General features: G+C 57.3%; 13 protein-coding genes. 10 read left to right on the top strand and 3 right to left on the bottom strand.

Annotated elements, in window-relative coordinates:
* The 10 genes from K2H17_RS09115 to K2H17_RS09070 all read left to right on the top strand — a co-directional run.
* The coding region (locus tag K2H17_RS09115) for a hypothetical protein (RefSeq protein ID WP_300133960.1) at positions 1–573 on the top strand (573 nt) is incomplete at its 5' end.
* A 41-nt stretch (positions 574–614) separates the two neighbouring features.
* Positions 615–1,898: a hypothetical protein gene (locus K2H17_RS09110; RefSeq protein WP_300133959.1), complete on the top strand. Its 1,284-nt coding sequence runs from the start codon at positions 615–617 to the stop codon at positions 1,896–1,898.
* A gap of 181 nt (positions 1,899–2,079) precedes the next feature.
* On the top strand, positions 2,080–2,487 hold the full coding sequence (locus K2H17_RS09105; RefSeq protein ID WP_300133956.1) for a hypothetical protein: 408 nt from the start codon (positions 2,080–2,082) through the stop codon (positions 2,485–2,487).
* A gap of 13 nt (positions 2,488–2,500) precedes the next feature.
* Entirely contained in the window at positions 2,501–3,022 is a 522-nt protein-coding gene (locus K2H17_RS09100; RefSeq protein ID WP_300133954.1) for a hypothetical protein, read from the top strand.
* A gap of 63 nt (positions 3,023–3,085) precedes the next feature.
* Positions 3,086–3,658 carry a TIGR00730 family Rossman fold protein gene (locus tag K2H17_RS09095; protein WP_300133952.1) on the top strand — a complete coding sequence of 191 codons (573 nt, stop codon included), beginning with the start codon at positions 3,086–3,088 and terminating at the stop codon, positions 3,656–3,658.
* On the top strand, positions 3,655–4,467 hold the full coding sequence (locus K2H17_RS09090; RefSeq protein WP_300133950.1) for a DUF4271 domain-containing protein: 813 nt from the start codon (positions 3,655–3,657) through the stop codon (positions 4,465–4,467). Before K2H17_RS09095 ends, K2H17_RS09090 begins: the two co-directional genes overlap by 4 nt.
* Before the next feature lie 96 nt (positions 4,468–4,563).
* A complete protein-coding gene (locus K2H17_RS09085; protein ID WP_300133948.1) occupies positions 4,564–5,313 on the top strand; it encodes a uroporphyrinogen-III synthase in 750 nt (249 codons plus the stop codon).
* Between the two features lie 40 nt (positions 5,314–5,353).
* Positions 5,354–5,797, top strand: a complete 444-nt coding sequence (locus K2H17_RS09080) for a ribonuclease P protein component (protein ID WP_300133946.1) — start codon at positions 5,354–5,356, stop codon at positions 5,795–5,797.
* Between the two features lie 5 nt (positions 5,798–5,802).
* Complete coding sequence (gene yidD / locus K2H17_RS09075; protein ID WP_300133944.1) at positions 5,803–6,021, top strand: membrane protein insertion efficiency factor YidD; 219 nt, start codon at positions 5,803–5,805, stop codon at positions 6,019–6,021.
* A gap of 47 nt (positions 6,022–6,068) precedes the next feature.
* On the top strand, positions 6,069–6,659 hold the full coding sequence (locus K2H17_RS09070; protein ID WP_300133942.1) for a TatD family hydrolase: 591 nt from the start codon (positions 6,069–6,071) through the stop codon (positions 6,657–6,659).
* Here K2H17_RS09070 and queG read toward each other — a convergent pair.
* Genes queG through K2H17_RS09055 form a run of 3 tightly spaced genes read right to left on the bottom strand, consistent with a single transcriptional unit; the run spans position 6,604 to position 11,800 of the window.
* Positions 6,604–7,668 (bottom strand): tRNA epoxyqueuosine(34) reductase QueG, encoded by a 1,065-nt coding sequence (gene queG / locus K2H17_RS09065; RefSeq protein ID WP_300133940.1) that lies wholly within the window; start codon positions 7,666–7,668, stop codon positions 6,604–6,606. The two genes, K2H17_RS09070 and queG, sit on opposite strands and share 56 nt — an antisense overlap.
* On the bottom strand, positions 7,668–8,285 hold the full coding sequence (locus tag K2H17_RS09060; RefSeq protein ID WP_300133939.1) for a polysaccharide deacetylase family protein: 618 nt from the start codon (positions 8,283–8,285) through the stop codon (positions 7,668–7,670). The genes queG and K2H17_RS09060 overlap by 1 nt, the downstream gene beginning before the upstream one ends.
* 59 nt (positions 8,286–8,344) lie before the next feature.
* Entirely contained in the window at positions 8,345–11,800 is a 3,456-nt protein-coding gene (locus K2H17_RS09055) for a DUF2723 domain-containing protein (protein WP_300133938.1), read from the bottom strand.
* Positions 11,801–11,830: the final 30 nt, after the last annotated feature.

Raw genomic sequence — 11,830 nt, 5'->3', positions numbered from 1 at the left:
CCACAGATCCACACACACTTCACCAACCAGTCACCCACACATCTGACAATGAAACTCACACTGACAACCCCCGAAATGCTCGACCTCTGGCGTCTGCACCACGCATTCAGCCCTCCGCTGGCCGATGCTGTCTTCCGGCGCAACGACGGACTTGACAGCGACGCGCTCTTCACCGTTGAAATGAACCTCTGGTACCGCCGGCTGCTCCTCGAAGCCTCGCCTTCGATGCTGGCCCCGCGGTCGCTTGACCTGCCTCTGCCCCCTGTACAGGACGGCGCCACTGTTTTGACGCTCCCTGCGGGGGTGGTGCGCGTGGTCCGTGTGCGCCTCGCCTCCTGGCTGCGTCCCGCCGTTGTGGTGACCGATCCCGCCTCGGCTCTCCTCGAACGTCAGCGCCATCCCTTCACCCGCGCTACCACCTCATCGCCCCTGGCGTTCTTCTATGGCGGAAGCCTGCGTCTCTATCCCGCCGCGACCGGTTCCGACAGCCTTGCCCGGCTCGACTGCATCGTCTGCGAGGATGGTGTCTATGAATTCGACGATTCCGCCCTGGCTACTCTCCATCCCGAATAAGAGGTTGTTAAACCACCTCTAAACCCCTCACACCCCAAGCTATGAAACTGAAATACAATCCGGGTCTTTACCGCCGGGCGGTGAAGGCCCATCAGGAGATGTCGTCGCTGCGGGCCACGCGTCAGCGGCTCAAAGACCACACCTACGGGCTGCAATGGTCCGATCCGGTCACAACCGATGACGGACGCATCATCTCCGAACACGAATATGCCCTTGAATCGGGCATGCGTCCTCTGACCAACAATCTGCTGCGCTCGCTGGTCAAAGCGGTCGTGGGCCGTTTCCGCTACAACCTGAGTGCGGACGAAACCCCGGCTGACAGCCGCCTCGACAGCTTCCGAGCCGACAATCTGCTCGATGAGCTTGACAGCCGCTCACTCGAAGAGTTTCTCATCTCAGGCTGCGTCATCCAGAAACTTGTCTGCGAATGCCGTCCCGGCTCGCAGCTTGCGGTCTGGGCCGACAACATCAGCCCGAAAGACTTTTTCGTCAACCGTTTCTCCGATCCGCGCGGGGCCGATGTGCGGCTCATCGGCCATTTCTTCCGGGTAGGCCTTGCGGAACTCAAGCTGCGTTTCGGCCACGGATCGGCCTCGCGCTGCGCAATGCTCGAACGCTGCTATGCCAACAGCCGCGGCTTCAATGACTGCGATGCCGACATGCTCTGTCAGGTGGCCGAGGTCTGGAGCTTCGACATCAATCCCTCGCGCCCGACCGAGGATCCCCACTGGCACTGCCGCTTTATGGCGCCCAACGGCACAGTGCTTGACGAGACCCGCTCTCCCTTGCCTTCTGGCTCCCATCCCTATGCCTTCAAATTCTATCCTCTGACCGACGGCGAGGTCCATTCCTTCATCGAGGATCTGATCGGGCAGCAGAAACACATCAACATGCTCATCACCATGATCGACCATATCCTGGCCAACAGCGCCAAGGGAGTGCTACTGATGCCGATGGATTCCGTCATGCCCGACTCTGACATCAAGGATGTATGCCGCGTCTGGAGCAAGCCCGGCGGTGTGATTCCTCTGAATCCGGCCTCGCGGCTGATGCCGATGGAGGTGAGCGCGTCTTCGGGTGCGAGCCGCGACGCCTCGCAGCTTCTCGACACCGAAATGAAACTCTTCCAGAACATTTCGGGGGTGTCAGGCGCGCTTCAGGGGCAGCTCCCGTCATCCAACGTCTCGGCTTCGCTCTATGAGAGCCAGGTCTACAACTCGGCCATCGCCCTGCTCGACATCTACGAGTCGTTCAACTCCTTCCGTGCCGCCCGTGACCGCATAGCCCTGGAGCTGACCGAAGGTTGTCTGCATGAAGGGGCTTAGAGGGTGTCTAATAGTAGACTCTTAACATAAATTCACATCGGTGTGCCTGCCTCCTGCACCGGGTCTCAATTAACTTTGCTGACAGAAAAACATCACGTTTCTTCCGACACCTCTCACCGAGACACATTTTACTATTTTCACACAAACACACACCTTTCTTCCCCCCTCACGTTTCTGCCTTATGTATTCTTTAATCACCCTCCGCAACCGTCATTTTCTCGAAGCCGCCCGCCGTGTGATCTCCTCCATTCCCGCCGGCCATCCCGTCAGTCTCCGCTATGTGGCCTCGCAGGCCGCTCTTGAACCCGCTCCATGCTATTATTGTACCTATGAATATGCACTGCGCATGCTGCGGGTGCTTCGCCACGGGCGTCTGAAACTGCGCAACGACCGCCGTCTGGCCCTCTGGGAGGAACTTGACCGCCGGGCCGGACGGCTGATGGAGCGCCACGGCTACCGTCTGGATTTCGCCCTTGCCAATGTGCTTGCCGACGGCCATGCCTCGCAGTTTTTCATCTCCCCAGCCCGCGCGATGGACCTGCTGCGCTCTTCCTTTGACCCTGAAACCCGCCAAATCACCATCTCCTGAATCTCCCCACGCCATGCTTTATTCGCTTTCCACACAGGTTATCGCCGATACGGTCCACGCGCTCGTTGCCCTGGAGCTTCTGTCGGCCTCCGCTGACGAGAAAACCTCACTTTCTCCGCTCATCGACCCCGCCCGACGCGGGATTCTTACCCTCATGATCAAGAATGCTTTCGCCGAGACCGTCCTCGGCCTGCTCCCTTATGTCGACGATGCGGAGCTTGACGGCGAAAGGCCTGAGCTCTCTCCGGCGGCCCATCCCGCCGATGACAGCGCCGATCATCTCATGCAGATCACCCTCAAGGTGCCTCAGGCGGCGGGAGGCGGGCGTCAGACAGGGATCCACGGCCTGATCAGGCGTCATCTGGAGATGGCCGTGGTACTGCGGGTGATCCACACATCGCTCGTGGCCGCGGGCGATTCCGCAGGGCTTGTCCGTGCCGCTCCGTTTGCCGTAAAGCTCCAGCAGCAACTCGCAGCCCTCTCGGCTCTGCTGCGCGCTCCCGCCGCCCCCTTCGTCCGCCCGCGGTTTTTCTGAATGTGGTGATCATCGCGGTCGCATCATTTGTTTCTCTTGAAGAAACTTGCTAATTTTGCACTCATGAATTCCAAGTCCGAACGCAACGGCGTGGTTGTCTACTGCGCCTCATCATCAGATATTGATCCGAAATATATGCTTGTGGCACGTACCACAGGCGGACTTATCGCCGATTCAGGCTTTTCACTGGTCTGCGGTGGCGGTGCCGCAGGTATGATGGCTGCCGCCATTGAGGGCTCTGTGCAGGCCGGTGGAAAGGCTGTCGGCGTTCTTCCGGAATTCATGATGCACAAACGCTGGAACCATCCGCAGCTGTCGCAGTGTATCGTGACCGACTCGATGCACTCGCGCAAGATGACGATGGCTTCCATGTCATGTGCGGCCATAGCTCTTCCGGGCGGCATCGGTACTCTCGACGAACTGGCCGAGATCATGACCTGGCATCAGCTCGGACTCTTCACAGGTCCGGTGATCATTGTCAACACCGACGGATATTATGATCCGCTTCTCGACATGTTCCGCCGCATGGCCGACCTCGGTTTCATGCGCGACGGGCAGATTCCCGCCACAGTGGTCGCTAATCCCGAAGAGGCTTTGGCAATTGTCAGAAACCACACAGCAAGTTGCGGAAAATGAACCCCCTTTCGTTCAGTCAGGATTCGGTGGCGCAACTGGCGCCTGCGGTATGCCGCGAATGGGAGGCCCCGCTCTCGTCAGCCGACAGGTCGGACATGACCGTAGGCCGTGTGCCCTACACCCTGGGGATGGCTCCTGCCCCGCGCACGGTGCTTCCCGGCTATGATTCCGGTGTGCTCTGTCTGCTGATAGCCGTTTTCCTGCTGCTTGCCTTCAATCTGCGCCACTGTTCGACCTACATCAAGAACTTTTCCTATGACCTCTGGTCGGTGCGCCGTACGGACAACACCTTTGTGGTCCGCACCTTCAGCGAGACCGGAATCCAGATCTCCATCGTGTTGCTTACCTGCCTTTGCGAGGGCATAATCATCAACGCCGCCCTGACTTCGCGCGGACTCTCCACCCCACTGCCTAATTTCCATGAAATCGGGGCTTTATTTGTGGTCGCCGGACTATATTATGTCTGGCAGCTCTTTGCCTATCGTCTTGTGGGCTACGTGTTTACCGATAAGCTTTCAGCCCGCCAGTGGCTCAAGGGCTTCAACGCCTCCCAGGCCCTGCTGGGACTGCTGCTGACAATACCCGCCCTTATTGTATTGTTCAACCCCGGAGGGGCCGCAATAGTGGCAGGCATAGGGGTTGTGTGCTATCTTATAGCCCGTCTGATATTTATTTTCAAGGGCTTTAGGCTTTTTTACGATAATTTTGGCTCTTTGCTTTATTTTATTTTGTATCTTTGCACGCTTGAAATCGTGCCCGTGGTCCTGATTTTCCGTTGCATAGGCCGTTTCAGCCGGTTGGACGCCTGAAGTCGAGACGCTTCGGCCTCTGATCGCAAGACATTTGTCTGCAAAGATATTCTCTCTATGCAGTCCTAACCTACGTTAATCAAGCACTATCCGACAGTGAAAGTAAAAAAAGTATTAGTTTCCCAGCCGAAGCCTGCTTCCGACAAATCTCCCTATTATGACATCGCTGAAAAGTATGGCGTAGAGATTGTTTTTCGGCCTTTTATTAAAGTAGAAGGGCTTACAGCTAAGGAATTTCGTCAGTCCAAGATAGCTATTTCCGAATTTACGGCAATCGTCTTTACTGCTCGCACTGCAATTGACCATTTCTTCCGTCTCTGCGAGGAAATGAGAGTCTCCATTCCTGACACAATGAAGTATTTCTGTACGACAGAGTCAATCGCTCTCTATCTCCAGAAATATATCGTTTATCGCAAACGCAAGATCTTCCACGGCGAAACCGGCAAACTGGATGGTCTCATGCCTTTCCTGATCAAGCACAAGAAGGAACGCTTCCTCTATATAGTATCCGACGTTCATAAGGAAGACACAAGCATCCTTGACACAAACGGTATCAACTACACCAAGGCTGTCATGTATCGCACCGTATCCAACGACTTCGGTCCCGAAGAGAAGTTCGATTATGACATGCTCCTTTTCTTCAGCCCCTCTGGAATCAACTCCCTGCTGAAAAACTTCCCCGAATTCGATCAGAAAGATATCCGCATCGGCTGTTTCGGCGGCACAACGGCCCAGGCCGTGCGTGATGCCGGACTCCGTCTCGATCTGGAGGCTCCCTCTGTGAAAGCTCCCTCGATGACCGCAGCCCTTGACAATTTCCTTAAGGAGGACGCCAAGAACGGATAGAAATCCTCCTCACATCCCCCTCACATCCACATTGTGCCTTATGCTTGGCCTCAGGCTTTATAAGATAGAAAAACTCCGCAGCGAGATTGCGATCGGTCAGTTGTTTGACCGCAGCAATCCCGCTGCCTTGTCTGTTATGGCCTACCCTCTGAGAGCCGTCTGGCGCGTGAACACCTCGCGCAAATCAGCATCCTGCCCGCAGTTTCTGATTGCGGTCCCCAAGAAAAAGCTGCGCCATGCCGTGGACCGCGTCTATATGCGCCGCCGCATCCGCGAAGCCTATCGTCTCAACCGCCATCTCATCCCGCGCGACCTGCCGCTGGACATCGCTTTTGTCTACGTTGCTTCCGAACTGAAGCCTTATGCCGCCGTCGAGCGTTCGGTTGTCCGTATCCTTTCCCGCATCGGCGCCGCACTGGCCGCTTCCCCGGCTGAATCCGTTCAGGCGGAAGCACAGATCTCAGTTCCCGTCACTCAATCCTGACCGCCTTGAATCTCCTGCGCCGTCTCTTCATCCTCCCGATCCGCTTCTATCAGCTCTGCATCTCTCCGATGTTTCCCGCTGCCTGCCGCTTCACCCCGACATGCAGCCAGTATGCCGTGGAGGCTATCATGAAACACGGTCCTTTGCGCGGTTCCTGGCTTGCTGTCAGGCGCATCTGCCGTTGCCATCCCTGGGGCGGTTCGGGCTATGACCCGGTACCGTGACGGCTGACATGAATCTTCCAACCTTCCCCCATGACCGGCATCTTTGAATGACACTCCCTCCGATCCTCTTCGACGCCCACACCCACGTCCTGAGCCGCAATGCTCTCGTTGACATCGACCCTGTCGGTGTGCGCTGTGGCTCAGTCGCTTCCCGTCCGCTTCTGAGGCCCGGTTTCCTGTATTCGGTCGGGATCCACCCCTGGAACGCCGCCTCTGTCAGCGCCGCCGACCTGCGCCTTCTCCGGGCTCTCGCCGCCGAACCTCAGGTCAGGGCCATCGGTGAGTGCGGTCTTGATCCTCTGAGGCTGAATTCAGGCGAGACTGCTGACAGACATTCAGTCATAAGCCTTCAGACCGACCTCCTGCGGGTCCACTTCGAACTCAGTCAGCAGTTCCACAAACCTCTGCTGCTCCACATTGTCAGAGCCTTCCCTGAAATCATAGCCCTCCGGCGGCAATGGAGGCCGTCACAGCCCTGGATCATCCACGGCTTCCGGGGCAAACCGCAACTGGCCCGCGAGCTGCTCGCCAACGGGTTCCATCTGTCATTCGGTCTGAAATACAATCCTGAATCCTACGCCCTTACTCCTCCCGGACGCCGTCTTCGGGAGACTGACTCAATGTTCTCTCCTGGATGATTTTCAGGGCGTTTCGTTGCAGCCCGGCGAGTTTTGTGCGCTTGATGGCCGAGCGGCGGAACGTGCTTGAAAACTCCTCCTGACTCATTTCTGCGATCCGTTCGGCGCTCAGGTCCGTGATCTCCCTGCGGGCCTGGAACTCCATGATTTCTGTCCGTGGCGACTGCCGGTTGTGGGGGCAGACGCGCTGACATTCGTCGCAGCCGTAGACGTGACTGCCGAGCCGTGTGTCAGGGGGCAGCTCCCCGCGGTATTCGATCGTCAGATAGGAAAGACACTTGCGCGCGTCAAGTTCGGCTTTGCCATCGTCGGCAATACTGAGAGCCTTACCGGGGCAGGCCGCTATGCAACGTCCGCAGCCCATGCAGGACATCGGACCCTCAGGGCTGTCAGGTTCCAGTTCGAGAGAGGTCAGGATCTCACCAAGGAAGAAGCGCGAGCCGCCGTCGGGAATGATCAGCTGATTGTTCAGCCCGATAAAGCCGAGTCCTGACCTCACGGCCCAGTAGCGTTCACGCAGCGGCGCCGTATCCACACAGACGCGGCACTCCGCACCAGTCTCGGCCTTGATCGTCTCCGCAACGGCAGAGAGCCTCTTTCTGACAACATCGTGGTAGTCATCGCCCAAAGCATACTCCGCCCATTGCAGCCCCCCGCAGTAATCATCAGCGCTCCCAAAACTCCCAGTACTCCCAGCACTCTCAGCACTCCCAGTGCCCCCAGTACTCCCAGCACTCCCAAAACTCCCCCCATAGCTGAAAGCGCAGGAAATAACGCTCCGGGCCCCGTCGAGAAGAAGGCGGGGATCGGAGCGCAGATCGTCATATTTTTCAAGATAAGCCATCTCGCCATGCTTCCCTGAGGCAATCCAGGAGCGGTAAGAGTCGACAGAAGCGCTGTCGACCTCCCCGGCTGCGGCTATGGCCGAGCGGAAAGCCCCGGCCTCGGCAAGAAGGCGTTTGATGTCAGCCGCGTTCATGGATGTTTCGGTGTTTTCCGTCCCTTGCATCACATCGGCAGAGGCAGGAACTCATAGCCCTGCACCTTGAGCCACTCGATGGCCCGCGGGAGGGCATAGCGCATGTTGACGTGCGCCTTCTTTGAGTCGTGAAACACTATGATCGAGCCGTTGCGGGCATAGCGTTTGACATTTTCGAGCACTTCCTCACCCGTGACGCGCTTGGAATAGTCGCGGGTCACGAGATCATACATTATTATATTGTAGTGACGCTTGATCAGACGTGTCTGCAACGGAGAGATGATGCCGTGGGGAGGCCTGAAGAGGCTCGATCCGATCAGGCGGTCAGCTTCCGTGATGTCGCGGAAAAACTTTGGTGCGCTGACCTTGAGGCCCTGGAGGTGGTGCATGGTGTGATTGCCGTAGGAGTGTCCGCGGCGTTTGACCTCCTCGAAGAGTTCGGGATGGCGGCGCACATTGTCGCCGACCATGAAAAACGTCGCTTTGATTCCATAATGGTCAAGCACATCAAGCACCCACGGGGTCTCTTCGGGAATAGGGCCGTCGTCAAAAGTAAGATAGACGACCTTCTTCCCGCGTTTCAGAATGCGCCATATCGCCTCTGTGAAAAGCAGCCGGTAGAAAAACGGCGGTTGTTCGATCCACATGCCCTGTCGCTTTTTAGAGGGTGTTTAAGAGGTTTAATAACAATAGTTGAAACACCCTCTTATCGCTGGAGGATGGAGACGATGCGGTCGAAGTTGATTCCCATGTCAGTGAGGCGGTCGACCATCTTTTCGGCATCGCCGCCTGCATCGCTGAGATCCTGGAGCAGATAGACCATGTAGTAAGTTTCGATGAACTTGTCGGTCTGCGGCAGTGTGGCATACTGCCAGGGACTGAGGCTCTGATAGTACTTCACATTCCGTCCATAGCGCATCAGCTCGTTCTCAAGCAGCTCGATGGCGCGGTCAGAGGCTTCCTTGTTGCCTGTGGCGATACCGATGCGGGCATAGATCTGAGCCATTTTCTGAGGAATCTGCACGCTGTATGGCGATGCGCTTTCAGGCAGTTTCTCCTCCATCAGTTTCAGAAGGTTGAGGGCCTTGGCGTAGCGGTCGGCCTTGAAGACGCTGAGTCCGTGACGCTCCTCGTCGGAGAGAGTGGTCACAGTGTCGGCGCGTTCGGCCATAGCGGCTTCGTTGATCATACCGGTCGCGGCTGCGATAATGTAGGAGCGGGTGGTGGTGACCATCTTGCGCACTGTCTCGTCAAGATAGATCTGGCTCGGATCAGTCACTTTCTCCAGACCGCCCCAGCGGAACTTCTCGGTGATGTTGCGGTAAGCCTTGTCGGTGTTGACGGCTGAGATGTCATAGTCGCCGTTCTCTTCGTTGCGCACGGGTGTCACCTCGTAGGCCATACCGGTCGAGCGCATGTAGGGCTGGAGCGATAAATAGTAGTCCGACGGCACTGTCGATGCGAAATAGATCGGGTTTTTCCAGCCGTTCTTGATAGAAGTGGCGAGCATGTCGAGCGAGAGGACCTGGCTGAGTGTCAGACCGCCGTGGCGCATGGCCTCGCGGTCATTGTTCATGTTGGCCTCGATTGCCGTGTCGGCCATTTCCGCCTCATGTTCGGTGATGCGTCCGGCCTTGACTGCCGCGGGGATGTCCACGGGGATGATGAAGTTGTTGTGGTCCATCATCGGCGCTCCCCAGGGATTCTGGCTTGACTTCTGGTCATAGAGCTGGTGGAGGGCGGTGAAGATGTTGACAGGTGTGGTGTCACACTCGGCCGAGAAGTAGTTGAAGTTCATACGGTCATAGCCGTAGTCTTCCGGTTTGGCCAGTGTCTCGATGCCGGCGGCCTCGTAGGAGGGGTGCTTGACCTGGTTGGCATACCAGTCGGTGGTCAGGTATGACAGGTTGACCACTTTCACGTCGGTGCGGTGGCCTTCGACTTCCTGGGCATACCACAGGGGGAAGGTGTCGTTGTCGCCGTTGGTGAATATGATGCCGTTTTCGTCGACCGAGTCGAGGTAGTTCATACCGAAGTCGCGGGTGACATAGCGGCCTGAGCGGTCATGGTCGTCCCAGGTCTGCGAAACCATCTGCAAGGGTACTGCGAGACCAACGAAGCAGGCGAAGATCGCCGCCGCGAGGCCGTGTTTCGGTCCCTTTTCGGCTGTCTTCTTGTTTTTCAGAAGCTCGTTGATCAGCGCCCAGAGTCCGGCCACTCCCATGCCCACCCAGATGGCGAAGGCATAGAACGATCCGGCGAAGGCATAGTCACGCTCGCGGGGCTGTGTCGGGGTCTGGTTCAGATAGAGCACGATGGCGATGCCTGTCATGAAGAAGAGGAAGAAGATCACCCAGAACTGCTCGATGCCGCGCTTCGAGGTGAAGGCCTGCCATCCCAGGCCGATGATGCCCAGGAGGAGCGGGAGCATGTAGAAGACGTTGTGGCCCTTGTTGCCCTTGCCGTCGCTGTCGGGCAGCAGGCTCTGGTCGCCCAGGCGCGGATTGTCGATGAAGGGGATGCCTGAGATCCAGTTGCCGTGGTTGACTTCGCCGTTGCCCTGGATGTCGTTCTGGCGTCCGGCGAAATTCCACATGAAATAGCGCCAGTACATGTGGTTGAGCTGATAGACGAGGAAGAAGCGCAGGCTTTCACCCATCGTGGGTTTCAGGAGGGTCTCAGACTGGAGAGTCTCGCCGTTGCGGACATACTTGGTAGCTTCCACGGGTTTGCCGTGCAGACCGCCGATCCAGTCGCTGTAAGCCGCGGCATGGGCGCCGCTGTAAATGCGCGGGAAGAGCATGTTCAGCTCCGGCGCCATTACATAGTCTTTCTTGTAGCCGGTGATTTCATAGTGGTCCGGCTGGTCTTCGGAAGTCTTGACGGTCTTGGCGTAGATCGGACGTCCGGTTTTATACATAGGTGTGACTTCGCCGTTGTCCTTCACCTCGTAGACCACTTTTGACTGGTGGGTCTGGCCGTAGAAGAGGGGGCGTTCGCCATACTGCTCGCGGTTGAGATAGGAGGCGAGGGCGAAGACGTTGTCCGGGGCGTTCTGGTTCATCGGCGGGTTGGCACTCGCGCGGATGAGCAGCAGGGCGTATGACGAGTAGCCGATGAAGATGACGAAGATGCTCATCACGACGAGGTTCAGGATGCGCACCGGGAGTTTCTTGGCCATGAAGAGATAGGCGATGACTCCGCCCATGATGATCACCGGGATCAGCATGCTGTCGCCGATGAAGGGGATGCCTGAGAAGAGGATGCTCAGGGCCACGCTCAGGCGGATCTTGCCTACGCTTCTCTGCTTGTAGAGCTCGCTGATGGCCCAGATGAAGCAGCCGACGGCGAGGATGGCGTAGATCAGTACGCCGACATTGTAGCTGCATCCGATCACATTGACGAAGAACAGCTCGAAATACTGCGACACCTCGATGAATCCCGGTACGAGGCCGTAGAGGATCAGGCCCACGACCACAGCCGAGAATGCCAGGGTGATCAGCGACCCTTTGGCTGTGGTGTTCTTCCACAGGCGGTAGTAGACCACAAGGCCGATGGCCGGGATACACAGGAGGTTGAGCAGATGGACGGCGATCGAGATGCCGATCACGTAAGCTATCAGTATCAGATACTTGTCGCTGTGGGGCTGCTCGGCACGGTTTTCCCATTTGAGGATCAGCCAGAACACCAGGGCCGTGCAGAATGAGGAGAAGGCGTAGACCTCACCCTCGACTGCCGAGAACCAGAAAGTATCGCTCCAGGTGTAGACCAGCGCGCCGCAGATGCCCGATCCGAAGATGACCAGCATCTGCACGAGGCTCAGTTCCGTAGCGTCGTCCTTGACAATCAGCCTCTTGACCAGATGCGTTATTGTCCAGAACAGTAACAGTATGGTGCCTGCCGAGAGCAGGGCCGACATGGAGTTGACCATGATGGCCACTTTGCTGACATCGCCGAACGCGAAGTTGACAAAGAAGCGGGCCGCAAGCATGAAGATCGGGTTGCCCGGCGGGTGGCCGACTTCGAGTTTGTAGCCTTGTGAGATGAATTCCGGGCAGTCCCAGAAACTTGCCGTCGGCTCGATGGTGAGCAGATAGGTCACCGCCGCAATGGCAAAGCAGAGCCAGCCGAGCGAGTTGTTGATGAGGTTATATCTCTTCATTATTGATTATGGTATAGGGGGAGGATGGCT

Source organism: Duncaniella sp., from assembly GCF_029054785.1.
GTDB lineage: Bacteria > Bacteroidota > Bacteroidia > Bacteroidales > Muribaculaceae > Duncaniella.
Note: the sequence above shows the minus strand (reverse complement) of the source record. Positions and strands in the feature narration are given on the sequence as shown.

What these genes read in the sequence shown, in the direction of transcription:
- K2H17_RS09100 (WP_300133954.1), top strand. Translation starts at nt 2,501, where the DNA reads ATGCTTTATTCGCTTTCCACACAGGTTATCGCCGATACGGTCCACGCG.
- K2H17_RS09110 (WP_300133959.1), top strand. Translation starts at nt 615, where the DNA reads ATGAAACTGAAATACAATCCGGGTCTTTACCGCCGGGCGGTGAAGGCC.
- K2H17_RS09070 (WP_300133942.1), top strand. Translation starts at nt 6,069, where the DNA reads ATGACACTCCCTCCGATCCTCTTCGACGCCCACACCCACGTCCTGAGC.
- K2H17_RS09090 (WP_300133950.1), top strand. Translation starts at nt 3,655, where the DNA reads ATGAACCCCCTTTCGTTCAGTCAGGATTCGGTGGCGCAACTGGCGCCT.
- K2H17_RS09095 (WP_300133952.1), top strand. Translation starts at nt 3,086, where the DNA reads ATGAATTCCAAGTCCGAACGCAACGGCGTGGTTGTCTACTGCGCCTCA.
- K2H17_RS09060 (WP_300133939.1), bottom strand. Translation starts at nt 8,285, where the DNA reads ATGTGGATCGAACAACCGCCGTTTTTCTACCGGCTGCTTTTCACAGAG.
- K2H17_RS09080 (WP_300133946.1), top strand. Translation starts at nt 5,354, where the DNA reads ATGCTTGGCCTCAGGCTTTATAAGATAGAAAAACTCCGCAGCGAGATT.
- K2H17_RS09055 (WP_300133938.1), bottom strand. Translation starts at nt 11,800, where the DNA reads ATGAAGAGATATAACCTCATCAACAACTCGCTCGGCTGGCTCTGCTTT.
- K2H17_RS09105 (WP_300133956.1), top strand. Translation starts at nt 2,080, where the DNA reads ATGTATTCTTTAATCACCCTCCGCAACCGTCATTTTCTCGAAGCCGCC.
- queG (WP_300133940.1), bottom strand. Translation starts at nt 7,668, where the DNA reads ATGCAAGGGACGGAAAACACCGAAACATCCATGAACGCGGCTGACATC.